Raw genomic sequence first — 24280 nt, forward strand, 5'->3', positions numbered from 1 at the left:
CGCAGGAGGCTACCCGGGAGCCGTGAAAGGCGTCACGGCGCGCTGGGGAGGCTGGGCGATGCAGACGAGCGAACACGGGAGTCCGACGCTGCTGGGCGCGTCGACACGCCGGATCGAGGACGACCGCCTGCTGACAGGCCGCGCCCGGTTCATCGCCGACGTCGTGCTGCCGGGCATGGTCGAGGCCGCGTTCGTGCGCAGCGACGTCCCGCACGCGCGCGTGCGCGGGATCGACACGGGCACGGCGGCCGAATGTCCCGGTGTGCACGCGGTGTTCGGCGGTGCCGAGGTGGATCTGGCCGCCGTGCCGGACCGGATGCCGTGGGTGCGCCCGGTCGGGCACGTACCGCTCGCGCGCGACCGGGTCCGCCACGTCGGCTGCCCGCTGGCGGTCGTCGTCGCCGACGACCGCTACCTGGCCGAGGACGCCGCCGAACTCGTCGACCCCGACCTCGAACCGCTGCCGGTGGTCGGCACCGTCGAGCAGGCGCTCGCCGACGACGCGCCGCTGCTGCACCCGGAGTGGGGCGACAACCTGCTGCTGTCGGTCGAACCGGACACCGCCGAGGTCGACGCCGCGTTCGCCGAGCTGCGCACCGTCAGCGGGCGCTACGAGATCCGCCGCCAGTCGGCGGCACCCCTCGAAGGACGCGGCGTGGTCGCCGAGTACCGCGACGACCGGCTCACGGTGTGGACCTCCACGCAGGCGGCGTTCGTGGTGCGCGGGATGCTCTCGGCGGTGCTCGGCCTGCCCGAACGCGACATCCGCGTCATCACCCCCGACGTCGGCGGCGGGTTCGGGCAGAAGAACGAGATCTACCCCGAGGAGTACCTGATCCCGTGGCTGGCGATGCGGTTGCGACGCCCGGTGCGCTGGATCGAGGACCGGCACGAGCATCTCATCGCCGCCACCCACGCGCGCGACACGACCATCGACCTGTCGGCCGCGGTGCGCGAGGACGGCACGATCGCCGCGCTGCGCGGGCGGGTGCGCACCGACCTCGGTTCCGGTGAGATCTTCCCCGCCGGCTACGGCCCGAGCCTGGTGTCGGTGGGGTCGCTGTGCGGGCCGTACCGGATCCCGCAGCAGGCGATCGCCGTGCAGGGCGTGGTCACCAACAAGACTCCGACCGGCGGCTACCGGGGTTTCGGCGGGCCGGAGGGCACCTTCGCGATCGAGCGGCTGGTCGACCGGATCGCCTGCGAGGTGGGCGTGGACCGGCTGGAGCTGCGCCGCCGGATGATCCTCGACCCGCAGGACCTGCCCTACGAGACCGCCGCGGGTGCCCGGCTGGTGTCCGGCACGCACCGCGACGCCTTCGAACGAGCCGTGGACCTGGGCGAGCGGATGCTGACCGAGGAGCGCGAGAAGGTCGGTCCCGCAGCGCTTCTCGGCGTCGGCTACGCGACTTACGTGGAAGGCGTGGCCTCGACGACGTTCTCCATCACCGGCACCTGGAGCAGCCAGGACTCCGCCGACGTCCGCTTCGACGCCGACGGCGGCGTGACCGTCGCGGTCGGGGTCTCGGCGATGGGTCAGGGCGCGCACACCACGGTCGCCACCCTGGTCGCCGAGGCGCTGACGATCCCGGTCGAGCGGGTGCGGGTCGTCATGGGCGACACCGACACCGCCGCGTTCGGGCTGGGCAGCTGGGCCAGCCGCGGCGCGCTGGTCGCCGGCGGCGCCATCGAGCGCGCGGCGGAGGTGTTGCGGCGCAAGGGAACCGCCATCGCCGCGCACCTGCTCGAAGCCGCGCCGGAGGACCTGGAGCTCACCGGTGGCCGGTTCCGGGTGTGCGGCAGTCCGGGCAGCGCGGTGTCGTGGTCGCGGGTGGCGCAATCGGCGCTGAACCGCACCTTCGAGCTGCCACCGGGCGTCGATCCGGGCCTGGAGGCGCGGGCGGTCTACGAGCCGCCGGGTCTGGATCACGTGCCGCGCCCGGACGGCAAGATGAACGCCGCCGCCGGCTACACCAACGCCACCCACGCCGCTGTCGTGCTGGTCGATGCGGAGACCGGCGTGGTGGAGGTGCTGCGCTACGCGGTGGTGCACGACTGCGGCCGGGTGATCAACCCGCTGACGCTGGCGGGCCAGATCCACGGCGGTGTCGCGCAGGGCATCGGCGGCGCCCTGCACGAGCACCTGCCCTACGAGGACGGGCAACCGCTGGCCACGACCTTCACCGACTACCTGCTGCCCGGACCCCGGGAGGTCCCCGAGATGGTGGTGGAGGAGCTGGGCGAGCCCGCCCCGGAGATGCCCTTCGGCGTCAAGGGCGCCGGGGAGGCCGGGATCATCGGCGCACCGGCGGCGATCGCCGGGGCCGTCGAGCACGCGCTGGGCGTCACCGGCGTCGACGTCACGCCGCTGACGCCGTCGGTGGTGCGCGGGCTCGTCGAGGAGGCCCGGTCGTGAAACCGCCGCCGTTCGACTACGTCCGGCCCGGCACCCTCGCCGAGGCGGTGGGGCTGCTGGCCGACGACGAGGACGCCTGCCCGCTCGCCGGCGGGCAGAGCCTGCTGCCGATGATGAACTTCCGGCTGGCCCGCCCGAGCGCGCTGGTCGACATCGCCCGGCTGCCGGAGCTGAGCGGGCTGACCCGCGAGGACGGGGTGCTGGTGATCGGCGCGGCCACCCGGCAGCGCGCGGTCGAGCGCTCCCCGCTGGTCGCCGAGTGCGCTCCGCTGCTGGTCGCGGCCCTGCGCCACGTCGGCCACCACCAGATCCGCACCCGGGGCACGATCGGCGGCTCACTGGCGCACGCCGACCCGGCGGCCGAACTCGCGGCCGCCGCAACGGTTCTCGACGCCGAGGTGCTCGTCACCGGACCGTCCGGGCAACGCCGGATCCCCGCCGCGGAGCTCGCCGCGGGCCCGTACCGGACGACGCTGGAGCGGGGCGAGCTCATCACCGAGACCCGCTGGCCGCTCGCGCCCGGGTCCCGCTGCGGTTTCGCCGAGATCTCCCGGCGCGCCGGTGATTTCGCGCTCGCCGGGGTCGCCGCCGTCGTCGCGCTCGACGCCGGTCGCGTCACCCGCGCCCGCCTGGCCGGGCTCGGCATCGGCGGCGCGGTGCGCCGACTCCCCGAAGCCGAGCGGGTCCTGCTGGACCGGCCGCTCACGCCCGAGTCGATCGACGCCGCCGCGCTCACCGCCGCCGAGTCGGTCCAACCGCCCGAGGACGTCCACGCCGACGCGGACACCCGGCGCGCCGCCCTGCGCGCGGCCACCCGCAGAGCCCTGGAGCAGATCACCCATGCCTGACGTCCCCTCCCCCACCAGGGACATCACCGTCACCGTCAACGGCCGCACCCACCACCGGACGGTCCCGGTACGACGTCTGCTGGTCGACTTCCTGCGCGAGGACCTGGCGTTGACCGGCACCCACATCGGCTGCGAGCACGGCGTCTGCGGCGCGTGCACGATCCTCGTCGACGGCGAACCCGCCCGCTCCTGCATCACCCTGGCCGTGCAAGCCGACGGCTGCGAGATCACCACCGTCGAAGGCCTCACCCCCGACGACGGGCTCACCCCGATGCAGCAGGCCTTCACCGACCACCACGCCCTGCAGTGCGGTTTCTGCACCCCGGGCATCCTGCTCACCCTCGCCGCGGCCGATCCCGAGGACCACCCCACCGACGCCGACGTCCGCACCCTGCTCAGCGGGAACCTCTGCCGCTGCACCGGCTACCAGCACATCATCGACGCCGTCAACCAGGCCTGGGACCGCTGACCGTCCGGTGTGGACGGTGATCAGGCCAGCAGCGCGTCGATCCGGCTCACGGCGCGGCGGGCCGCCTCGGCGACGCCCATCGACACCTGCTGGTCGAGCTGGTCGACCGAGGCGAAGGTGCGCAGCAGCACCATGCGGACGCCACCGCCGCGCTCCTCCAGCGTCATCTTGGCGTGGGTGACGCCGAATCCCGTGGCGCGGACGCCGTTCTCGTCGGCCACGCCGTCCTCGAACTCCAGCCGGTGCGGCTCGTCGATCGCGCAGATCTGCCACCAGCCGCGCGCGCACGACCCGTCGGGCGCGGTCACGCGGTAGCGGGCCTCGCCGCCGGGCCGGAAGTCGTAGCGGTCGAAGGTCGCCGGCCGCGACGGCGGCCCCCACCACCGCTCCAGCCTGCGCGGATCGGCCCACACCTGCCACACCCGCGGCACCGGCGCGTCGAACTGCGCGGTGACGGTCAGGGTGAGCTCTTCGGCATCGGTGGCGACTGCGAGCACGGCCATGCGGGCACTCCCGGGCGGTGAGGGGCTTTCCACCTGGCTATCGCCGATCGGCACGGCCGCGCAACCCGCGAACGGGTGGTTGACCTGCACAAGCGGCAGATCCGGCATACCGCACGCGCGCCGGTCCCCGTTCCTCGGCGCGGGTCAGCGGGTGTTTAGATCGAACCAGCCGCAATCACAGAGGAGGGAACAGCGCCCATGACTGCCGTACGCGGGACCACGGTGGACATCACCACGCCCGACGGTGTGGCCGATGCGTACCTGACGCACCCGGAAGGCGACGGGAAGCACCCCGCCGTGCTGTTCTACATGGACGCCTTCGGTCTGCGCCCGCACCTCACCGGGATGGCCGACCGGCTGGCCGCCGAGGGCTTCACCGTGCTGGTGCCCAACCTGTTCTACCGGGCGGGCCGGACGCCGGTGTTCGAGCTGCCGGAGTTCATCGACCCGGGTGCGCGCCCGGAGATCTTCCAGACCATCGGCCCGATCATGCAGCAGCTCACCCCGGAGCTGGCGATGCGCGACGCGGGCGCCTACCTGCAGTGGCTCGCCGACAGCCCGCTGACCACCGGTGAGCCGGTCGGTGTCACCGGCTACTGCATGGGCGCGGTGATGGCGCTGCGCACCGCCGGGACCTACCCGGAGCGGGTGGCGGCGATGGGCGGTTTCCACGGCGGAAACCTGGCCACCGAGGAGCCCGACAGCCCGCACCTGCTCGCCGACCGGGTCACCGCCGAGGTGTACTTCGGCCACGCCGACCAGGACCACGCGCTGCCGCCGGAGCAGATCGAGCGCCTCGACAAGGCGCTGACCGACGCGGGCGTGCGCTTCCGCACCGAGGTCTACGAGGGCGCGATGCACGGCTACACCCAGGCCGACACCGCCTCCTACAACGAGGCGGGAGCCGAGCGCCACTGGGCGGCGCTGCTGGAGCTGTTCCACCGCACCCTGCGCTGACCGCGCCTGGCTTCGAGAACCGACGTCGGCCCCGCTGCACCCAGCGGGGCCGGCGTCGTCATTCCTCGGTCTCGCCGCCTGCGGGAACACCGGCGAGCTCGTGGGCCCCGGTGTTGCAGGACGAGCAGGTGGGCCACAGCCAGCCGATGTCGGAGTTGTCGACGGTGACCCGCTTCAGGCACAGGGTGCGGACCTCGACGCCGTCGTAGCCCTGCCGCGGCTTGGGGTCGGTGGTGGCGTGGCGCTGGCCTTCGGCGGGGACCCAGCTGAACGGGTGCGGGCGGTACATCAGGCCGCCGCTCCGCGCACGCGCTCGTGGTGCGGGGCTCCGCCCCCGGTCGACATGATCACGACCGCCACGATCTTGAACGTACCCGAACATCAACCGATCACGGGCAACCCGTTCGGAGTATCCGACCTCTCCGCTAGCACGAGAGACCAGCCGAGACCACCACGGGCAGTGATCGTTCCGTGATTTCCCGGACCGCACTCCTCGCGTTTTACCCATTTCGCCCATCGAGTCGATCACGGCGTGTGTCCGCTTCAGCGGATTGATTTCAGTTTGCACTGAACCAATTGCGGCTATTGACCATGTGTGGCGCACCAGTGCTTCGACAGGAGGGCGGGCCGGGTCAGGGCAGAGTCAGGATCCGGGGGCCGTCGGGGGTGATCGCCACGGTGTGCTCCGAGTGCGCGGTGTTGGAGCCGTCCGCCGAGCGCAGCGTCCAGCCGTCCGGGTCGGTGATGATGCGTGCGGTGGTGCGCGCGAACCACGGCTCGATGGCGATCGTCAGGCCCGGCTGGAGCTTGAGACCCCGGCCCGGCTTGCCCTTGTTGGAGATGTGCGGCGCCTCGTGCATCGTGCGCCCGAGGCCGTGCCCGCCGAACTCGGTGTTGACCGGGTAGCCGTAATCGGAGGCGACCGCCTCGATCGCCGCGGAGATGTCGCCGATGCGGTTGCCGGGCTTGGCGACCGCGACCGCAGCCTCCAGCGCCTCCTCGGTGGAGCGCACGAGCCTGCGGTCCTCAGCCTTCTCGGTGCCGACGATGAAGGTGCGGGCGGCGTCGGCGACCCAGCCATCGATGCCGACGGCGAAGTCGGCGGTGAGCACGTCGCCGTCGCGCAGCACGTAGTCGTGCGGCTTGCCGTGCAGCACCGCGTCGTTGACCGACAGGCAGATGACGTTGCGGAACGGGCCCTCGCCGAAGGAGGGCGCGTAGTCCCAGTAGCAGGACTCCGCACCCCGGTCCCGGATCCGCTCGCGCACGTGGTGCTCGAGGTCCATCAGGTTGACGCCGACCTGCGCCCGCTCACCGACCGCGGCCAGGGTCTCGGCGACGAACGCGCCGGTGACGGCCATCTTGTCGATCTCGGCCGGCGTCTTGAGCTCGATCACGTGCACTCCCACGACTTCGTCTTCGGGTATTTTAATACCAGGCTAGCACTTGCGGGTATTTAAATACCACCGTAGCCTTCCCGTCGTGGTACGCCTTCCCCTCACCCCCGATCAGGTCGAGGCCGGCGCGCGCGTCGGCAAGGTGCTGCGGGACGCGCGAGCCGGCCGCGACCTCGTCGAGATCGCCGGCGCGGCCGGGATCTCCCCGGAGACGCTGCGCAAGATCGAGTCCGGCAGGCTGCCGACCCCGGCGTTCGGCACCGTCGTGGGCCTCTGCGACGCCCTCGACCTCCCGATCCACGAGGTAGCCGAGATCTGGCGCTCCCACACGAGCCTGCGCAGCGCGTCCTAGGAGACGTAGGAGGCTCACTTCACCCGGCGGGCCTTGAGGACCACGTCGTGGGGGTGGTCCTGCTTCCCCTCCCCGGTGCGCGGGCGGATCTCGTCGACCTCGATCTCCCAGTCCTCGTCGAGGAACTTCGCGACGTCGCCGGGCAGCACGTACTCGGCGGGGTCGAACTCGGAGTCGGACGGGAGCCCGGCCGGGTCGTGCCCGACGTAGAGCAGCACCCCTCCCGGGGCGACCGCGGCCAGCAGCGCCCGCACCGGCTCCTCCCCGCGATCCTTCTTCAGCGCGAAGTACTGGGCCGAGACGAGGTCGAACGAGCGCGCGGGCGGGTGTTCGACGGCCAGGTCGGCCCGCACCCAGGCGATGTCGGCGGCGACCTCCGGCGCGCTGTCGGCGGCGATCTTCGCGCCGCGTTCGACGGCGACGCGGGAGATGTCGGTGGCGGTGACCTTCCAGCCCTGGCGGGCCAGCCAGATCGCGTCGCCGCCCTCCCCGCAGCCGACGTCGAGGGCCTGGCCGGGCGGCGTCCCGGCGACCTCGGCGACGAGGGCGTCGTTGGGGTTGTCGCCGAACAGGCGCTCCTGGCTCCCGTACCGCTCGTCCCACTCCTGCGCGCTCATGCGCGATTCCTCCTCGTTCGGCAGTCCGTGGCGCCGCTCCCCCATGGCGACCTCGCAGGTTCGATTCTCGACTTCCGGGGAGAACGCCGCCGCCGCGACGGCACGAGCGGTCTCCTCCTCGACGAGCTCGGCGTTGATCATGCCGCCTGCCTGCGCCCCGGCGGCCGCCGCGACCACGACGGTGGCGCGCAGGTCCGCGTTGTTGCCCGCGACCCACACGCCCGGCACCGCGGTCCGCCCGTCGGCGTCGGCGGGCAGGAGCTCACCTCCGCTGGGGTGCGCCACGGGTTCCAGCCCGAGCCCGGCGGCGAGCTCGGAACGCGCGACCATGCGCGGCGCGACCGCCACGGCCCGCAGCGGCACCACGCGTCCCCCGGCCAGCCGGACCCCGCCCAGCTCATCCCCGACGACCTCCAGGCCGTCGACGCGATCGGGCACGACGTCGACGCCGCGCGCGGCGAGCTTGGCCGCGTCCTCCTCGCCGGGAGCGTCGGATCCGTTGAGCAGCAACGTGATCCGCTCGCTCCACTGCCGGAACAGCAGCGCCTGGTGCACGCTCATCGGGCTGGTCGCCAGCACGCCGATCGGCTGGTCGCGGAATTCCCAGCCGTGGCAGTAGGGGCAGTGCAGCACGTCGCGCCCCCACCGCTCGGCCACGCCCGGCACGTCGGGCAGCTCGTCGCGCAAGCCGGTCGCCAGCAGCAGCCGCCGCGCGCTCACCCGGGTCCCGTCCGCCAGCTCGACCGCGAATCCCGATCCCTCGCGGTGCGCCGAAACCGCCTGCCCGGCAACGATCCTCACTCCGTACCCGGTCACCTCGCGCCGTCCGGCCGCCAGCACGTCCGCGGGCGCGGCGCCGTCCCGCGACAGGAACCCGTGCAGGTGCGCGGCGGGCGCGTTGCGGGGTTCCTCCCCGTCGACGACGAGCACGCTGCGCCGAGCGCGCCCCAGCATCAGCGCGGCGTTCAACCCCGCCGCACCACCACCCACGACGACCACGTCATACCTGGTCAGGCCTTCTTCTGCCATCACCGACCACCTCCAGGCACCACACTGCCCGAGCAGCCTAAGACCCAGCAAAGTTCTTTGCCGGACCAGCAATATGGAAGACCATCCCGCTTTGCGGGATACCCCTCCCCCGTGATTGACACCCCGCGTGGCCGCTGGTTTTCTCGAGGCATGCCAGCGAACCTCGCGCTCGTCCAGCGCCGCTACGTGGACTGCCTCCGCGTCGCCAGCGCCCGCTGTCGCTGACCCCTCACCGCCGCCGACTCCCCTCCGCGGCGTTCTTCCCCTCACCACACCGCTTTTCGCGACGCCGATGCGTCGCGCCCGCTCCCGCTCCCACTAGAAGACGGGTTCTCCAGCTGTGCCTTCCTCGACACGGCGTGCCCTGGCACGCCGCGACTTCCTGCGCTTCGGCCTGTCCGCGGTGCCCGCCGCGACGGTCCTCAGCGGCTGCGCCACCTCCTCCGCCGCCCCGCGCGAGACGACGGTGGTGCGCTACCAAGGGTCGTCCGGTCAGGTCACCTTCCCCGAGCTCGCCGCCGACCTGGGGTTGCTCGGCGACCTCCGCCTGGAGTGGATCGGCAACACCACCAGCGGCCCCCAGGACATCCAGGCGACGGTCACCGGCGACGTCGACATCGGCGGCGCGTTCAACGGTTCCATCCTCCGGCTGGTCGCGGCCGGTGCGCCGATCCGGGCGGTGGTCTCCTACTACGGCTCGGACGCGCTGACCAACGCCGGTTACTTCGTGCTCGACGACAGCCCGGTGCGCGGCCCGGCCGATCTGCGCGGCGCGTCCGTCGGGATGAACACGGTGGGCGTTCACCACCAGGACGTGCTGGGGATCTACCTGCGCCGCAACGGTTTCACCGATGCCGAGGTCCGCGACGTGCAACCGGTGGTGGTGCCGCCGGTGAGCTCGGAGCAGGCGCTGCGCTCCGGTCAGCTCGACGTGTCGACGATGACCGGGGCGATCGCGGAGAAGGCTCAGGACCACGGCGGGATCCGCCCGCTGTTCACCGACTTCCAGCTGCTGGGGGCGTTCAGCGCGGGCTGCTACGTGCTGCGCGAGGACTTCATCGCCGCCAACCCGACCACCACCCGCGCGCTGGTCGGCGGCATCGCGCAGGCGGTGCGCTGGACGCAGACCCGCCCGTACCCGGAGGTCGTCGCGCGGTTCAGCGACATCATCCGGCGGCGCGGCCGCAACGAGGACACCACGACCGCCGGCTACTGGCGTTCCAGCGGCATCGCCGGACCCGGTGGCGTGATCGCCGAGCGGGAGTTCTCGATCTGGCTGCAACGGCTCGTCGAGACCGGCGTCATCGAACCCGGCGCCGTCGACGTCTCCCGCACCTACACCAACGCGTTCAACCCGTTCGCCCGACCGTGACGAGGTTTTCATGACGGACATCGTTCTCGACGGCGTCACCCGGTCCTTCCGGGGACGCGACCCCGAGGTCACCGCCCTCGACGGCATCGACCTGCACATCGCCTCCGGCGAGCTCGCGGTCATCGTCGGCCCCAGCGGATCGGGCAAGTCCACGCTCCTGGACCTGCTCGCCGGCCTCGACTCCCCCACTCGCGGCCAGATCCGCATCGGCGGGCAGCCCGTCACCGGTCCCGGGCTGAACCGGGGCGTGGTGTTCCAGCAGTACGCGCTGCTGCCCTGGCGCACCGCGCAGGCCAACGTCGAACTCGGCCTCGAGGCGAACTCGGTGCCCAAGGCGCGGCGGCGCGAGCGGGCTCGCGAATACCTCGACCTGGTGGGCCTTTCCGAGTTCGCGGGCCACTACCCGCACCAGCTCTCGGGCGGGATGCGGCAGCGCGTGGCCATCGCGCGGAGCCTGGCGTTCGACCCCGACGTGCTGCTGATGGACGAGCCGTTCGGGGCCCTGGACGCCCAGACCCGCGAACGCCTGCAGGAGGAGCTGCTGGGCATCTGGCAGCGCACCGGCAAGACGATCGTGTTCATCACCCACGACATCGACGAGGCCGTCTACCTGGGGCGCAAGGTCACGGTCCTGACCTCCCGCCCCGGGCAGGTGCAGGACACCGTCGACATCGACATCGCCGAGCACACCAGCCGCGAGGACACCCTGCGGCGGCCGGAGTTCGCCGAGCATCGGCACCGGATCTGGTCGCTGCTGCACGCCGCGCCGGAGGTGATCGGCGTTGGCTGACGTGCTCACCCCGTCCCGACCCGCCACCCGCACGTCGAGCGCTCGGCTGGGCCGTGCCGCCCGCTCCTCCGCCGCGATCCTCGCGTTCCTCGTCGTGTGGGAGCTGGTGCCGCGCCTCGGTCTGGTGGACAGCATCTTCCTGCCTCCGGTGAGCCGCGTGGCGGCCACCTGGGTGGAGCTCGCCCTCGACGGTCAGCTGTGGGAGAACCTGGGTGCGAGCCTCGCCCGCGCGCTGAGCGGGTTCGCCATCGCGGTGCTGGTCGCGGTCCCGCTGGGACTGGTCATCGGCTGGTACCGCACGGCCGACGAGCTGCTCACGCCGCTGCTGGAGGTCTTCCGCAACACCGCCGCGCTCGCGCTGCTGCCGGTGTTCGTGCTGCTGCTCGGCCTGGGCGAGACCTCGAAGATCTCGCTGATCGTGTTCGCCTGCGTGTGGCCGATCCTGCTCAACACCATCAGCGCGGTGCGCACCGTCGACCCGCTGCTGATCAAGTCGGCGCGCTCCCTCGGGTTCGGCTCGGCGGCGGTGTTCGGCAAGATCGTGCTGCCCGCCTCGGTCCCGGCGGTGTTCACCGGGATCCGGCTGGCCGCGGCCGGGTCGATCCTGGTGCTGGTGGCCGCCGAGATGGTCGGCGCCAAGGCCGGTCTCGGCTACCTCATCAACGCCGCCCAGTACAACTTCGAGGTCCCGCGGATGTACGCCGGGATCGTCACGATCTCGCTGCTGGGCATCGCCTTCAACCACGCCCTGACCACCGTCGAGCGCCACCTGTCGCGCTGGCGCAGCTGACCGGTCGGCGCGACGAGCGCGTCGATCCCACACCGATGAAGGAGACACCATGACCGCGATTCCGCAGCAGAAGTCCGCCGTGGACGTCGTCAAGCTGGGCGCCAACATCGGCGCCCGCATCGACGGCGTGCGCCTGGGCGGTGATCTCGACGAGTCCACCGTCGCCGAGATCCGCTCCGCGCTGCTGGCCAACAAGGTCGTGTTCTTCCACGACCAGCACCACCTCGACGAGACCGCGCAGCAGGAATTCGCCGCGCTGCTGGGCGATCTGACGCTGGCGCACCCGACCACCCGCAGCCGCGCGATCGGCAACATCCTGCCGATCGACTCCGACTACGGGAAGGCCAACAGCTGGCACACCGACGTCACCTTCGTCGACCGGGTGCCGGCGATCAGCGTGCTGCGCGCGGTGCAGCTGCCCTCCTACGGCGGCAGCACCACGTGGGCCAACACGGTCACCGCCTACGAGAGCCTGCCCGCGCCGCTCAAGGCCCTGGTCGACGAGCTGTGGGCGGTGCACACCAACGACTACGACTACGCCGCCCGGGTCGACGAGACTCGGACCGGCGGGGTCGACGTCAAGCAGCAGACCCACCGCAAGGAGTTCGTCTCGGACCTCTACGAGACCGAGCACCCGGTGGTGCGGGTGCACCCGGAGACCGGCGAGCGGGCCCTGCTGCTCGGGCACTTCGTGAAGCGGTTCGTGGGCCTGCACAGCCCGGAGTCGCAGGCGCTGTTCCGGCTGCTGCAGGACCGGGTCACGAGCCTGGAGAACACCACCCGCTGGCAGTGGCAGCCGGGCGACGTGGCGATCTGGGACAACCGCGCCACCCAGCACTACGCGGTCGCCGACTACGACGACCAGCCGCGCAAGATGCACCGGGTCACCGTCGCCGGCGACGTGCCGGTGTCCCCGGACGGCCGCCGCAGCGAGATCCGGGTCGGCGACGCCTCCGGCTACTCGGCGCTGCCGGCCTGACCGCACCGCCGGGGCGCTCTCCGCCGAGCGCCCCGGCACCGGTCACGCGGGTGGGGCGAAGAACTCGAGGGCGATGTGGTCGGGGTCGCGGAACTGGACCCCGGAGCCGTAGTGGGCGTCGACGATGCCGCCGTGCTGGATGTCGAGGTCGTCGAGCCGGTGGCACCAGCTCTCCAGCTCGGTCCGGTCGCGGCAGGCGAAGGCGACGTGGTCCAGGCCCGGGCGGCGCTCGTCGAACGCGCAGTCGCTGCCGCCGGGGTGGGCGTGCAGGCCGAACAGCTGCCCGTTGGCCAGCGCGAACACGGTGTGGTGGAAGCCGCCGGTGGTCTCGTCCTCGTCGAGCACCGGTTCGGACCCGAACAGCGCCCGGTACCAGCGGGTGCTGCGCTCCAGATCGGAGACGGTGACGGCGACGTGCGTCATGGGTGGGAACTCGGCCATGCCAGCCTCCTCGGGAACTGCGCCGGAGGCGACCGAACCGCCCCGGCGCGGTGGTGCACCCATGGTGCCGTCCCGCAGCGGCACGCGGAACCTCCCGAGCGTGGAACGCAACCAAGACGACCCAAGCTTCAGTAAACGCAACCCACCACGGATACGTTTCAAAAGGAACGCGACCAAGACGACCCAAGCTTTGGTAAACGCGACCCACTACGGATACGTTTCGCAAGGAACGCGGCCAAGACGACCCAAGCTTTGGTAGAGGCGACCCACTACGGATACGTTTCGCAAGGCAGGGGAAATTTCGTTTGAAATTGGCGGGCCGCACAACGCGAGGAGAAGTAAGAAACGAAGCCAATTTCGGACGAAATTGCCCCTCCGCACCTACCCGAAGCACCCCGCGAAGCGCTCCCAAGACGACCCCCGAGGGGTCGGGACAGTTTTCATGAAAACTGTCACTCCACCCACACGGCGGGACCCCAAAACCCCAGCTCAACCACGTCGAGGGTTGGGAGTACACCCCACAGACAGACCCCGAGGGGTCTGACAGTTTTCATGAAAACTGCCACCACCCCCCCACGGGGTTCTTCAGGATCGCTTCGCGGGGTCGAGCTGCTTGCGTGCGGAGTGGCAGTTTCTCCAGAAATTGGCTTCGTTTCGTGGTTCTCCTCGCGTTGTGCGGTCCGCCAATTTCAGAAGAAATTGCCACTGCCTTGCGAAACGTACCCGTAGTGGGTCGCGTTTACTGAAGCTTGGGTCGCCTTGGTGCGTCGAGCGCACCACCACCGAATCTCAGAGTGCGTTGAAGCGGGATTGGGTTTTGTCGACCTCGGGGAGGGCGTCGATGACGCTGCCAAGGTGGGTGCGCATCGCCGCCTCGGCGGCGTTGGCGTCACCGGCGCGGATGGCCTCGATGATGGCCAGGTGCTGCGGCAGCGATACCGAGGGGCGACCGGGGTGCATGGCCAGGCGGAACTGGTGGCGGACGTTCTGGCCGCGCAGCCTGCCGAGGACGTCGGCGGCGATCTCCTGGCCGCTGATCCGCAGGATCAGGGCGTGCAGCCGCTTGTTGAGCTCGGAGTAGCCGAGCACGTCGCCGGAGGAGACGGCCTCGCGCATCCGCTCGCCGATCTCGTGCAGCTCGGCGTGCTCGTCGGCGGTGGCGCGCTGGGCCGCGCGCGCGGCGCACAGGCCTTCGACGACCATCCGGACCTCGGTGATCTCGATGGCCTCCTGCAGCGAGACCGCACGCACCCGCGCACCCCTGTTCTGGATGCGCTCCACCAGGCCCTCGGTGGTCAGCTGCACCAGCGCGTTGCGCACGGCGGCGCGGCTGGCGCCGAACTGCTCGGAGAGCTCGGCCTCCACCAGCCGCTGGTTCGGCGCGAAGTCCCCGCTGGTGATGGCCTCGCGGATGGCGTCCACGACCGGAGTCTCCTGGCCGATGTCGTCCGGCTTCGCTGTCGTCACTACCCCTGCCCCAGATTGGTGACAATTTTGTCCACCAAGTTTAGCGGGTGCCGGTGACCTCGATCGGCACCCGCCTCACCGGGCGCGCAGGAAGTCCGCGACGAGATCCGAGGTCTGGGGACGCCCCTCGTGGAAGTAGGCGTGGCGGAGGCCCGGCAGCACCCGCGCCTCGGCGCCGGGGATGCGCTCGGCGATCAGCTCGGCGTTGCTCGCCGGGGTCATCCGGTCGTCGGCGCCGTGCAGCACGAGCGTGCGGGCGCTGATGCGGGGCAGCTGTTCCCAGGCGTCGTGCCGGTTGCTGGCGGCGAGGTGGTGGCGTCGGGCGTGCGGCGGCATGTCCGGATCACCGAGCACGCAGCGCGGCCCGTCGTGCTCGGCCAGCCACTCGGGGCTGTACATCAGCTCCAGCAGGGCCCGCTGCGCCGCGACGGGGTCGGGCTGGGCCAGGGCACGCCGGACGTCGGCGTCGCGCTCGGCGGCGTGCGGACCGCCGGGCGAGGTGCAGCCGAGCACCAGCCGCCGGAGCCGGCCGGGGTGGTCGACGGCGAGCCACTGCGCGATGCGCCCGCCCATCGAGGTGCCGTAGACGTCGGCCGAGGCGATGCCGAGCTCGTCCAGGACCGCGATCACGTCGGAGGCGAAATCCCGTGTCGTGCAGGCGATGTCGGGTTTGTCGCTGGCACCGGTGCCCCGGTGGTCGAGGGTGATCGTGCGGTGGGTTCCCTCGAAGTCCTCGCGGACGCCGTCCCACCAGCGGTGGTTGTTGGCCTGCCCGGCCAGCAGCACCAGCGGCGGGCCGTCGCCGTTGACCTGGTAGGCCAGCCGCGTTCCGTCCGCGGCCCGCGCGAAGCCCTCCCGCATCCGATTCCCTCCCGGTGGTGATCGATCCGGCGGGAAACCTTACGCACGATCACCTCACCGGCCGGATCCGCCCTGGTAGATGCTCGGGTGCTGGCCGGTGAGACGCCGGAAGGTCTCGGCGAAGGCGGCGGGCTTGCGGTACCCGACGGCCCGGGCCGCGACGCCCACCGGCGCTCCGGCGGTCAGGTGCCCGATGGCGGCTCGCACGCGCACGCGGGTGCGCCACTGGTTGAACGTCAGCCCCGTCTCGGCGGTGAACAGGCGGCTGATGGTGCGCACGCCCGCGTTCACCGCGAACGCCCACTCGTCGAGGTCGCGCGGGTCGGCGGGGTCGGCGATCAGGGCGTCGGCGATGCGCCGGATGCGGTCGTCGCCGGGGATCGGGACGTCGAAGACCGTGTTGGGCACGGGTTCGAGCAGCCCCAGCAGCAGGGATTCGGCGTGACCGCGCAGCGGACCGCGCCGCCGGTTCTCGTCGAGGTGCACGATGAGCTCGGCGATGAGCGGCGTGATCGCCACCCCGGTGGGCTCGATCCAGTCGGTGGGGCCGTGGTCGTCGACGAAGATCACCACGCGACCCCGGCCGGGACGGCGGATCTCCACCGAGTGCAGCACGCCGGCGGGCATCCACATGCCGTGCGAGGGCGGGACGAGCCACTCGCGACCGCCGGTGCGCACGGCGAAGGTCCCCGATTCGGCCCAGCTCAGCATGTTCCGCTGGTGCCGGTGCTCGCCCGCCATGCCCGGGTCGAGCTCGGGCTGGCCGACGACCACCAGCATCGGGTTGGCCGCTTCGCGGTCATGGATGGCCACCTGCCGCACACCGGCCACCCTACTGTCGGCTCCACCGGTCCGAGACAGGAGGAGCGCATGACATCGGCACCACCCAGGAAGGTCCCGTTCGAGGAGGTCCGGGCCCGCATCGGCGAACCGGACGCGATGATGCGGGTCAAGAAGCAGCCCACGCTCGATGAGCACCTGCGGCGATTCATCGCGCACTCGCCGTTCCTGTCGATGGCCACCGCCGACGCCGAGGGCAACGCCGACTGCTCGCCGCGCGGCGACTACCCCGGCTTCGTCAAGGTCCTCGACGAGCAGACGCTGGCCATCCCGGACCGCCCGGGCAACCAGATCGCCGACTCCTTCCAGAACCTCGCCGCCAACCCCGGTGTCGGCCTGCTGTTCTTCATCCCGGGGCTGTCGGAGACCGCGCGGGTCAACGGCTCCGCCTACGCCACCGACGACCCCGAGGTCCTGGCCCGGATGCAGGTCGAGGGGCGCACGCCGCAGCTGGCGATCGTGGTGCGGGTCGAGGAGGCGTTCCTGCACTGCGGGCGCGCCCTGCTGCGGTCGCGGCTGTGGGAAGCGGACAGCCAGGCGCTGGCCGAGGAGATCCCGTCGCCCGGCGAGATCGCCGCCGACCAGTTCGGCCTCGACATCGACCCCGACACCCTCAACTCGATGCTGGAGCACGGCTACCAGCGTCTCTACTGAGAGGCACCAGTGCAGAAGGCACTCATCGACGACATCTCCCCCATCGCCGACGGCGTCCTGGCGCTGACCCTGCGCGGCGCCGACGGGCCGCTGGCCGGGTGGGAGCCGGGCGCGCACATCGACCTGACGCTGCCGAACTGGCTGACCCGGCAGTTCTCGCTGTGCGGCGACCCGGGCAGCCCGGACTACCGGATCGCGGTGCGCCGCGAGCGGCTCAGCCGGGGCGGCTCGGAGTACGTCCACGACCACCTGCGGCCCGGCCGGACCGTGAGCATCTCCTTGCCGCGCAACACCTTCCCGCTGGTACCGGCGCCCGCGCACCTGTTCGTGGCGGGTGGTATCGGCATCACCCCGATCCTGCCGATGCTCCACGCCGCCGCGGCATCGGGATCCGAGGTGCGGCTGGTCCACTCGGGACGGTCGCTGCCCTTCGCCGAGGAGCTGCGCCGCGAGCACGGCGACCGGGTCCGGTTCGAGCGCCCGGACCTGCCCGCTCTCGCGGCCGAGCTCGCACCGGAGGCGGTGGTGTACTGCTGCGGGCCGGAGTCGATGCTGGCCGAGGCCGAGGAGGTGTTCCCGGCCGAGCGGCTGCACGTGGAGCGCTTCCGGCCGCGCACCAGGACCTTCCCGCCGAACACCGCGTTCGAGGCGGTCTGCGCGCGCTCGGGCAGGACCGTCCCGGTCGAACCCGGCGACACGCTGTTGGAGGCGCTGCGCATCGCCGGCCTGCCGGTGCCCTCCGGCTGCCGCGAGGGCGTGTGCGGCAGCTGCGAGCTCCGCTACCTCGACGGCGAACCGGAGCACCGCGACGACATCGGCCCCGCCGACGGCCGCCTCTACCCCTGCGTGTCCCGATCGGTGACCGACCGCCTGGTGCTGGACCTGTGATCGGGTGGGGATAACCCGGTCGTGACGGGTTTCCGGCATCGGGGGGCGTTTTCGGCGTCGTGCCGCCAAACTGAGGGCTGAGCCGCACGGACTGAGGGGGCCGCGTCTCGATGAACAGTGCACAACTCGCCGAACTCGTCGCCCGGGACACCGCCGACGGCGTCGGCCAGCAGGTGGTCCGCGCGCTCATCGTGCGCGCGGACCGGGCGTTGATGCTGCGCCGCCCGGAGCACGAGCACCGGGGCGGCGTGTGGGAGATGCCCGGCGGAAAGGTCGAGCCGCACGACCGCGACCTGCTGGCCGCGCTGCGCCGCGAGGTCCACGAGGAGACCGGGCTGGCCGTCACCGGATTCACCCGCTACCTGGCCGCTTTCGACTACGTCAACCGCAAGGGCCGCTACGTCCGGCAGCACACCTGGTCGGTGACCGTCACCGGCGAGCGGGTGCGACTGTCCGAGCACGACGCCTACACCTGGACGAACGCCCGCGACACCCACCCGATCAGCCCGGAGGACCGCGACCTCATCCACCGCCACGCGCTGCGAGGCCCCGGACACCTGTAGGGGTCACCCGAACAGTGCTCGACAGCGGGGTCCCGCCGCCCGAGGATGAGTCGGACCCGTCGCGACCGCCTGGAGGACGACGATGTCCGAGGTTCCGCTGATCGAGCTCGACCCGTTGGCCGCCGATCACCACGGCGAGGCCGCGCGGATGCGCGCGGCCGGCACGGTGATCCGGGTGCTGCTGCCGGGTGGGGTGCGCGCGTGGGCGGTCACCGAGCACGCCGCGCTGGCCGAGCTCGTCGCCGATCCGCGGGTGAGCAAGGACTGGCGGAACTGGACCGCGGTGCGCCAGGGCGAGATCAGCGACGACTGGCCGCTGATCGGCATGGTGAAGGTGACGAACATGGTCACCGCCGACGGCACCGAGCACCAGCGTCTGCGTCGCCTGGTGACGCGGGCGTTCACCCGGGGCCGGGTCGAGGACCTGCGGCCGCGGGTGCAGCGCATCGTCGCCGACCTGCTCGACGACCTGCCCCGGCAGGCCACCGCGGGCGTGGTGGACCTGCGTCCGCACTTCGCCTACCCGGTGCCGATGAACGTCATCTGCGAGCTCGTCGGCGTGCCGGTGCCGTGGCGGGCCGAGCTGCGGACGCTCGTCGACAGCATCTTCCGCACCAACACCACGCCGGAGGAGGTGCTCTCGACGCAGCGCGACCGGCTCCGGCTGCTCAACCGGCTCGTCGACCTGCGCCGCAGCTCCCCCGGCGACGACCTGACCAGCGCGCTGCTGGCCGCCGGCGAGGCGGACGCGGAGGCGTTGACCGCCGAGGAGCTCGTCGACACGCTGTGGCTGCTGCTCACCGCCGGGCACGAGACGACGCTGTCGCTGATCCTCAACACCACCCGCGCGCTGCTCACCCACCCCGACCAGCTGGAGCTCGCCCGCGCCGGGGCGTGGGCGGAGGCCGTGGAGGAGACGCTGCGGTGGGACGCGCCGATCGGGAATTTCCTCGCGCGCTACCCGCTGGAGGACATCACCCTCGCCGGGGTGACGATCCCGCGCGGTGAGGCCATCATCGCGCCCTACAGCGGTGTCGGCCGCGACCCGGCGCAGCACGGTCCCGGCGCCGAGCGCTTCGACCTCACCCGAAACCCCCAGCGGCACCTGGCCTTCGGCGGTGGACCGCACTTCTGCCTCGGTGCGCACCTGGCGCGGTTGGAGGCCGTGGAGGCGGTGTCGGCGTTGTTCGCTCGGTACCCGGAGCTGGCCCTGGCCTCCGATGAGCTGCTGCCGGTGCCGTCGTTGTTCAGCAACTCCGCGCAACGGCTCCCGGTTCGGTTGTAGCGCTGTTCCCACAGCTGCGGCGTGAATTCGCCAGCGGCGCCGGACTTCCTGGTGAAACTGGGAACATCGCAGGTCAGGTGCCGTCTGGTCCAATTCTGTTCAATTCGGGTTCTCCTGTCGGGAACCGCGCTGGACCTATGATCGATTCAGTTTCGCGGACATCGAGAGGAGCGGTCGCCTCATGACCACAGTGGACCGAAAGCGGGCCGGGAGGCTCGCGACCGGCGTCGCCGGAGCGGGAGCCCTGCTGCTGATGTTACCGCCGGGGATCGCGGCCGCCGATCCGCCCGCCGCGCTGCCGGTCAGCGCCGCCGAGGCCGACGCGAAGTTCCAGCCCGCGTTCGACTACGACGGCGACGGCTGCTACCCGACCCCGGCCATCGGTTCCGACGGCACGATCGCGCCCGGCCTGGACACCACCGGCGCGGTCAACGGCAGCTGCCACGACCAGTCGGACCTGGACAACACCAACTCGTACTCGCGCGAGAAGTGCAACAACGGGTGGTGCGCCTACGTCTACGACCTGTACTTCGAGAAGGACCAGGCCGTCGACGGCAGCGGGCTCGGCGGGCACCGCCACGACCTGGAGCACGTCGTGGTGTGGGTGGAGAACGACGAGGCCAAGTACGTCTCGACCTCCGCGCACGGCGACTACTCGACCTACCCGGCCGACCAGGTCCAGTGGGAGGGCACGCACGCCAAGGTCGTCTACCACAAGGACGGCATCGGCACCCACTGCTTCCGCCTCGCCGGTGCCGACGAGGCCCCGGAGAACCACTACGGAACCTGGCAGTACCCGGCTCTGGTGAGCTGGGACAACTGGCCCGACACCGGACTGCGCGACGCGCTCACCTCGGCCGACTACGGCAGCGCCAGCCTCGCCATCAAGGACGACGCCTTCGCCGGCAACCTCGAGAAGGCCAAACCCGAGGGAATCCCCTTCGACCCCAACGCCTGATCCCGTGGTGGGTGGGGAAGTTTTCATGAAAACTTCCCCCCACGTCGAAGACGTGGGTCCCATCGGATGTGGGTCCCCCGTTGGTGGACGGGTGACAGTTTTCATGAAAACTGTCACCACCCCCACCCCAAACCCCAGGTCGACCTTGGGTTTCGGGGGACGCACAGTTTTCATGAAAACTGTCACCGATGTGAACGTGAGGATGTCACGAAAAACTCTCTCACCACGGGAGATCCCACGTTTCCGAGGCCGTCTCGGGTTTGGTGGGGGTGGGAAGTTTTCATGAAAACTGTGCGTCCCCACCACCAATCCCCCGGTGTGGTGGGGTTTGGGGTGGGGGACAGTTTTCATGAAAACTGCGTCACCCCTGGTAGGTGCGGACGGGGAGGCCTTGGACCCCGGGGGTGGTGACGTAGAGGGCACCGGCGCCGGGGTGGGTATCCAGGTCGGTGTCGACCTGGGACGTGGTGATGTAGAGGTGGTCGAGGTTCTCGCCGCCGAAGGTGCACGCGGTGACCTTCGGGGCCGGGACCTCGATGATCTCGGCCAGCGCCCCGTCGGGGGTGTAGTGGCGGACGGCGCCGCCGCCCCAGAGGGCGACCCACACCCCGCCTTCGGCGTCGACGGTGAGCCCGTCCGGGGAACCGTCGGCCGGGTCGATGCGGGCGAAGGGCCTGCGGCCGACGAGCTCTCCGCCTTCGAAGTCGAAGACGTCGACCCGCTGAGTGGGCGTGTCGGCGTAGTAGGCGCGGGTGCCGTCCTCGGTCCACATGAGACCGTTGGAGATGCTGACCTCGCGCACCACGGGTTCGACGCGGCCCTGCGGGTCGAGGCGGTAGAGCGTTCCGGCGCCCGGTGTTTCGGCGTAGGCCATCGATCCGCAGTAGAAGGCACCGTCCGGGCCGCAGCCGCCCTCGTTCATCCGGACCTCGTCGCCGCTCCACAGCTCCGGCATCGGCCGGACGTCCTGCAGCGCGTCGTCGGCCAGCGCGAACCCGCGTTCCAGCGCCAGCACCGCGCCGCCGGATTCGCGCGGGCGCAGCGCGGCGGCGACCGAACCGACGTGGTCGCGGCGCACCTCGCCGGTCCCGTCGAGGGTGAGCACGTCGCCGACGAGCATGTCCACCCAGCGCAGCCCGGGCCAGCGCGGGTACCACACCGGTCCTTCTCCGTGGGCGGCCAGCGGGCCGGTGACCTGGTCCAGCACGGGTGAACCTCCCTGTCTCACGGGTGCAGCAGCACCTTGCCGGTGGGCACCGACCGGTCGGCCAGGGTGCGCAGCGCCTGTTCGGCGTCCTCCAGGACGAACTCGTGGGTGATCAGCGGCGCCGGGTCGAGATGCCCGGTCGCGAACGCGCGGACCGCGTGCGCCCAGGCGCGCGAGGACGCGCCGAACACGGTGTGCACGGTGACCGCGGCGCCGACGAGGTCAGCCGGGGCGAGCGGCTCGTGCTCCTCGGGGGCGATGCCGGTGAGCACGGTGCGGCCGCCGCGCCGGGTGGAGCGCACCGCGAGCCGACCGGTCCCGGAGGCTCCGGCGGCCTCCAGGACGACGTCGAAGCCGCCGTCGATCTCGTCCGGTGCGCGGAAGTCGGTGGCGCCGCAGGCTTTCGCCGGTTCGGCCCGGTCGGCGCGGGGGTCGACGACCACGAGGTGCCCGGCTCCGGCGGCGGCGAGCAGCTGGGTGGCGAGCAGGCCGAGGGTGCCGCCGCCGATGACCGCGGCGCTCTCCCCCACCTGCAGGTCGGCCTTGAGCACGGCCGAGGCCATGCAGGCGGCGGGTTCCAGCAACGCGGCGGCGCGCAGGTCGGACTCGTCGGGCAGCGGGTGCAGCAGCCGGGCGGGCAGCCGCAGGTGGTCGGCCCACGCCCCGGGCTGGGTGAACCCGGTTTCGTCATAGCCCGCCGAGCACAGGCTGGTGTCGCCTTCGCGGCAGGCGGTGCACCGGCCGCAGTTCCGGAAGCCCTCGCCGACGACCTTGCGCCCGACCAGGCCGGGGTCCACGTCGGGTCCGACCCGCACCACGGTCCCGGACCACTCGTGCCCGGGGACGACGGGGTACCGCACGAACTCGGCGGGCCGGGTCCCGTGGAAGACCTCCAGGTCGGACCCGCAGATCCCGGACCAGGCCACCTCCACCAGCGCCTCACCGCGCCCGGGAGGCGTCGCCTCGGCCCCGAGGACGTGCAGCGCCCCGGGTTCCTCGATCTGGACTGCGCGACCCATCCTCGCCCCGGCCCCTTCGTCGATCATGGTTTCCGGCGAGAAGCCTCCCCAACCGAACCCCCGCTGTCCAGTACCTCTCCTGCCTCAGGCGCGGGCCGCTCGGTCGGGGATCGTGATGCGGTACTGCGCCATCTTCCGGTAGATCGTGGCTCTGCTGACGCCGAGCTCCCGGGCGGCCTCACCGACGGTGGTGCCGGGTTCGGTGAGGCAGCGGATGATCTCGTCGCGCTCCACCGACTCCAGCCGGGTCAGCGGCCGCCCCGGCCCGGTGAACACCTCCGGCGGCAGGTGGTTGAGGTCGATCAGGTCGGTGCGCCCCGCCGCCTCGCGGACGACCTGGCGCAGCTGCCGGACGTTCTCCGGCCAGTCGTAGGCGGTGAGCGTGCGCATCGCCACCGGGGTGAACTCCACGTCGCGACGCCGCCGCTGCCGGGCGAAGTGCCGTGCGAGGGGCTGGATGTCGTCGGGCCGGAACCGCAGCGCGGGCACCTCCACGACGGTGTCGACGAGCCGCCGCAGCTCCTCGGGCACCTCGTCGGCCGAGGAGGCGGTGAGCACGTAGGGCGCCATCCCCTCGTCCGCGCGGACCTGCTCCAGCAGCCCGGCGAGCTCGCCGGTGACCCACGCGGGCAGCCGGTCCACCCCGGAGATGATCACGCAGGTGCTGTCCTTGCCGAGTTCCGGCGCCCACAGCTCCAGCCACGCCTCGGCGTCGTCGGGCGCGGGCGGCCGGACGCTGAGCACCCGCTCGCGCCGCAGTTCCCGACGCGCCAGCGAGGCCAGCGCCGTCTTGCCGGTCCCGGCCTCACCGACGACGGCGACGGCCCGGCCGCTGCGGAACGCCGAGCGCGCCTCGGCGAAGCCGTTGCGCCAGCCGGGCGTGAGCACCGAGGCCTCGGGAGCGCTCATCCGGTCGGCGTAGACGCGGAAGACCTCGCCGCGCGGCATCGGGTGCGCACTGCGCCCGGCACCGCGGGCCAGCATCAGCGCGGTCGTGTTGCCCGCCGCCGACTGGGCCAGCGCCAGCAGCAGCTCGGAGGCCGAATCCGACCAGGTGGTGAGGTTGACGCTGCCCGCGACCGCGCCGCTGACCGGGTCCAGCACCGGAGCGGCGGCGCAGGTGTAGCCGCGCAGTCCGGCGCAGTAGTGCTCCTCGGCGCGCACCAGCGAGGGCGCCCGGTCGGCCAGGGCCAGGCCGAGCCCGTTGGTGCCGGCGTTCTGCTCGGCGAAGTAGAAGCCGGGCGCGAGGTGCACCCGGTCCAGCGAGCGGTTGATCGTGCCGTCCTCGCAGATCCGGCTGAGCACCAGCCCGTCCGGGTCGGTGATCATCATGCTGACCGGCTCGTTGGCCAGCGTGGCCTGCAACCCGCGCAGCACGGCGGTGCCGCACTCGTAGAGCAGCGATCCGGTGTCCACCGATCCGGTGAAGACCGGACGCATCTCGTCCGCGCTGAGCCCGTAGCGGGCGCTGCGCCGCCAGGAGGCGCGCAGCCGGGGCGTGACCGAGGTGGGGCAGGCGGAGTCGGGCGCACTCAGGTGCAGGTGCATCTCAAACCTCCAGGTGACGCGTCGTTGCGC

Annotated in this window: 25 protein-coding genes; 14 read left to right on the plus strand and 11 right to left on the minus strand. The window is 71.8% G+C overall.

What is annotated here, in order from left to right; genetic code table 11:
• Positions 1-58 precede the first annotated feature (58 nt).
• Genes BM424_RS17735 through BM424_RS17745 form a run of 3 tightly spaced genes read left to right on the plus strand, consistent with a single transcriptional unit; the run spans position 59 to position 3733 of the window.
• Positions 59-2416, plus strand: coding sequence for a xanthine dehydrogenase family protein molybdopterin-binding subunit (locus BM424_RS17735; RefSeq protein ID WP_093419159.1), 2358 nt, complete (start codon positions 59-61; stop codon positions 2414-2416).
• Positions 2413-3264 carry an FAD binding domain-containing protein gene (locus BM424_RS17740; RefSeq protein ID WP_093419160.1) on the plus strand — a complete coding sequence of 284 codons (852 nt, stop codon included), beginning with the start codon at positions 2413-2415 and terminating at the stop codon, positions 3262-3264. The genes BM424_RS17735 and BM424_RS17740 overlap by 4 nt, the downstream gene beginning before the upstream one ends.
• The gene (locus BM424_RS17745; RefSeq protein WP_093419161.1) at positions 3257-3733 is read left to right on the plus strand and encodes a (2Fe-2S)-binding protein; all 477 of its coding nucleotides are present in this window, start codon (positions 3257-3259) and stop codon (positions 3731-3733) included. Before BM424_RS17740 ends, BM424_RS17745 begins: the two co-directional genes overlap by 8 nt.
• A 20-nt stretch (positions 3734-3753) precedes the next feature.
• On the opposite strand, the gene BM424_RS17750 is transcribed toward BM424_RS17745, so the two are convergent.
• A complete protein-coding gene (locus tag BM424_RS17750) occupies positions 3754-4236 on the minus strand; it encodes an SRPBCC family protein (RefSeq protein WP_093419169.1) in 483 nt (160 codons plus the stop codon).
• Positions 4237-4434: 198 nt separating this feature from the next.
• On the opposite strand from BM424_RS17750, the gene BM424_RS17755 reads away from it, so the two are divergent.
• A complete protein-coding gene (locus BM424_RS17755; protein WP_093419171.1) occupies positions 4435-5193 on the plus strand; it encodes a dienelactone hydrolase family protein in 759 nt (252 codons plus the stop codon).
• 58 nt (positions 5194-5251) lie between these two features.
• Here the strand turns inward: BM424_RS17755 and BM424_RS17760 are convergent, their stop codons facing one another.
• Both BM424_RS17760 and map read right to left on the minus strand, forming a co-directional pair.
• Complete coding sequence (locus BM424_RS17760; protein ID WP_093419173.1) at positions 5252-5482, minus strand: HC3 family zinc finger protein; 231 nt, start codon at positions 5480-5482, stop codon at positions 5252-5254.
• A 343-nt stretch (positions 5483-5825) separates the two neighbouring features.
• Positions 5826-6590, minus strand: coding sequence for a type I methionyl aminopeptidase (gene map / locus BM424_RS17765; protein ID WP_093419360.1), 765 nt, complete (start codon positions 6588-6590; stop codon positions 5826-5828).
• 85 nt (positions 6591-6675) lie between these two features.
• Here map and BM424_RS17770 point away from each other — a divergent pair, with 85 nt between their 5' ends.
• Positions 6676-6942 carry a helix-turn-helix domain-containing protein gene (locus BM424_RS17770; protein ID WP_093419174.1) on the plus strand — a complete coding sequence of 89 codons (267 nt, stop codon included), beginning with the start codon at positions 6676-6678 and terminating at the stop codon, positions 6940-6942.
• A 14-nt stretch (positions 6943-6956) separates the two neighbouring features.
• Here the strand turns inward: BM424_RS17770 and BM424_RS29820 are convergent, their stop codons facing one another.
• Entirely contained in the window at positions 6957-8588 is a 1632-nt protein-coding gene (locus tag BM424_RS29820) for a bifunctional NAD(P)/FAD-dependent oxidoreductase/class I SAM-dependent methyltransferase (protein WP_093419176.1), read from the minus strand.
• Between the two features lie 340 nt (positions 8589-8928).
• On the opposite strand from BM424_RS29820, the gene BM424_RS17780 reads away from it, so the two are divergent.
• The 4 genes from BM424_RS17780 to BM424_RS17795 are packed head-to-tail and all read left to right on the plus strand — an operon-like array spanning position 8929 to position 12519.
• Positions 8929-9960 (plus strand): ABC transporter substrate-binding protein, encoded by a 1032-nt coding sequence (locus tag BM424_RS17780; protein WP_175548143.1) that lies wholly within the window; start codon positions 8929-8931, stop codon positions 9958-9960.
• 10 nt (positions 9961-9970) lie between these two features.
• On the plus strand, positions 9971-10750 hold the full coding sequence (locus tag BM424_RS17785; protein ID WP_093419177.1) for an ABC transporter ATP-binding protein: 780 nt from the start codon (positions 9971-9973) through the stop codon (positions 10748-10750).
• Complete coding sequence (locus BM424_RS17790; RefSeq protein WP_093419178.1) at positions 10743-11540, plus strand: ABC transporter permease; 798 nt, start codon at positions 10743-10745, stop codon at positions 11538-11540. Before BM424_RS17785 ends, BM424_RS17790 begins: the two co-directional genes overlap by 8 nt.
• A gap of 49 nt (positions 11541-11589) precedes the next feature.
• Positions 11590-12519, plus strand: coding sequence for a TauD/TfdA dioxygenase family protein (locus BM424_RS17795; RefSeq protein ID WP_093419179.1), 930 nt, complete (start codon positions 11590-11592; stop codon positions 12517-12519).
• 42 nt (positions 12520-12561) lie between these two features.
• Here the strand turns inward: BM424_RS17795 and BM424_RS17800 are convergent, their stop codons facing one another.
• From BM424_RS17800 to BM424_RS17815, 4 genes are all read right to left on the minus strand, one after another.
• Positions 12562-12960 (minus strand): VOC family protein, encoded by a 399-nt coding sequence (locus tag BM424_RS17800; protein WP_093419184.1) that lies wholly within the window; start codon positions 12958-12960, stop codon positions 12562-12564.
• Between the two features lie 789 nt (positions 12961-13749).
• The gene (locus BM424_RS17805) at positions 13750-14427 is read right to left on the minus strand and encodes a GntR family transcriptional regulator (protein ID WP_245775923.1); all 678 of its coding nucleotides are present in this window, start codon (positions 14425-14427) and stop codon (positions 13750-13752) included.
• A gap of 75 nt (positions 14428-14502) precedes the next feature.
• A complete protein-coding gene (locus BM424_RS17810) occupies positions 14503-15288 on the minus strand; it encodes an alpha/beta fold hydrolase (protein WP_093419185.1) in 786 nt (261 codons plus the stop codon).
• 54 nt (positions 15289-15342) lie between these two features.
• Positions 15343-16110, minus strand: a complete 768-nt coding sequence (locus BM424_RS17815) for a helix-turn-helix domain-containing protein (protein ID WP_139274093.1) — start codon at positions 16108-16110, stop codon at positions 15343-15345.
• Positions 16111-16158: 48 nt separating this feature from the next.
• Between BM424_RS17815 and BM424_RS17820 the strand changes: the two genes are divergently transcribed.
• From BM424_RS17820 to BM424_RS17840, 5 genes are all read left to right on the plus strand, one after another.
• Positions 16159-16782 carry an MSMEG_1061 family FMN-dependent PPOX-type flavoprotein gene (locus tag BM424_RS17820; RefSeq protein WP_093419187.1) on the plus strand — a complete coding sequence of 208 codons (624 nt, stop codon included), beginning with the start codon at positions 16159-16161 and terminating at the stop codon, positions 16780-16782.
• Positions 16783-16791: 9 nt separating this feature from the next.
• Entirely contained in the window at positions 16792-17670 is an 879-nt protein-coding gene (locus BM424_RS17825) for a PDR/VanB family oxidoreductase (RefSeq protein WP_093419188.1), read from the plus strand.
• Between the two features lie 110 nt (positions 17671-17780).
• Positions 17781-18233 (plus strand): NUDIX domain-containing protein, encoded by a 453-nt coding sequence (locus BM424_RS17830; protein ID WP_093419194.1) that lies wholly within the window; start codon positions 17781-17783, stop codon positions 18231-18233.
• Between the two features lie 82 nt (positions 18234-18315).
• The gene (locus BM424_RS17835; RefSeq protein WP_093419196.1) at positions 18316-19518 is read left to right on the plus strand and encodes a cytochrome P450 family protein; all 1203 of its coding nucleotides are present in this window, start codon (positions 18316-18318) and stop codon (positions 19516-19518) included.
• A 181-nt stretch (positions 19519-19699) separates the two neighbouring features.
• Positions 19700-20476, plus strand: coding sequence for an NPP1 family protein (locus BM424_RS17840; protein WP_093419197.1), 777 nt, complete (start codon positions 19700-19702; stop codon positions 20474-20476).
• Positions 20477-20837: 361 nt separating this feature from the next.
• Here BM424_RS17840 and BM424_RS17845 read toward each other — a convergent pair whose 3' ends face one another.
• The 3 genes from BM424_RS17845 to BM424_RS17855 form a co-directional block, all read right to left on the minus strand.
• Positions 20838-21683, minus strand: a complete 846-nt coding sequence (locus BM424_RS17845) for an SMP-30/gluconolactonase/LRE family protein (RefSeq protein WP_342742627.1) — start codon at positions 21681-21683, stop codon at positions 20838-20840.
• A 17-nt stretch (positions 21684-21700) separates the two neighbouring features.
• Entirely contained in the window at positions 21701-22702 is a 1002-nt protein-coding gene (locus BM424_RS17850) for a zinc-dependent alcohol dehydrogenase (RefSeq protein ID WP_093419198.1), read from the minus strand.
• Positions 22703-22786: 84 nt separating this feature from the next.
• Positions 22787-24250: an AAA-type ATPase lid domain-containing protein gene (locus tag BM424_RS17855; protein WP_093419199.1), complete on the minus strand. Its 1464-nt coding sequence runs from the start codon at positions 24248-24250 to the stop codon at positions 22787-22789.
• Positions 24251-24280 lie beyond the last annotated feature (30 nt).

The organism is Saccharopolyspora flava, from assembly GCF_900116135.1.
Lineage (GTDB): Bacteria > Actinomycetota > Actinomycetes > Mycobacteriales > Pseudonocardiaceae > Saccharopolyspora > Saccharopolyspora flava.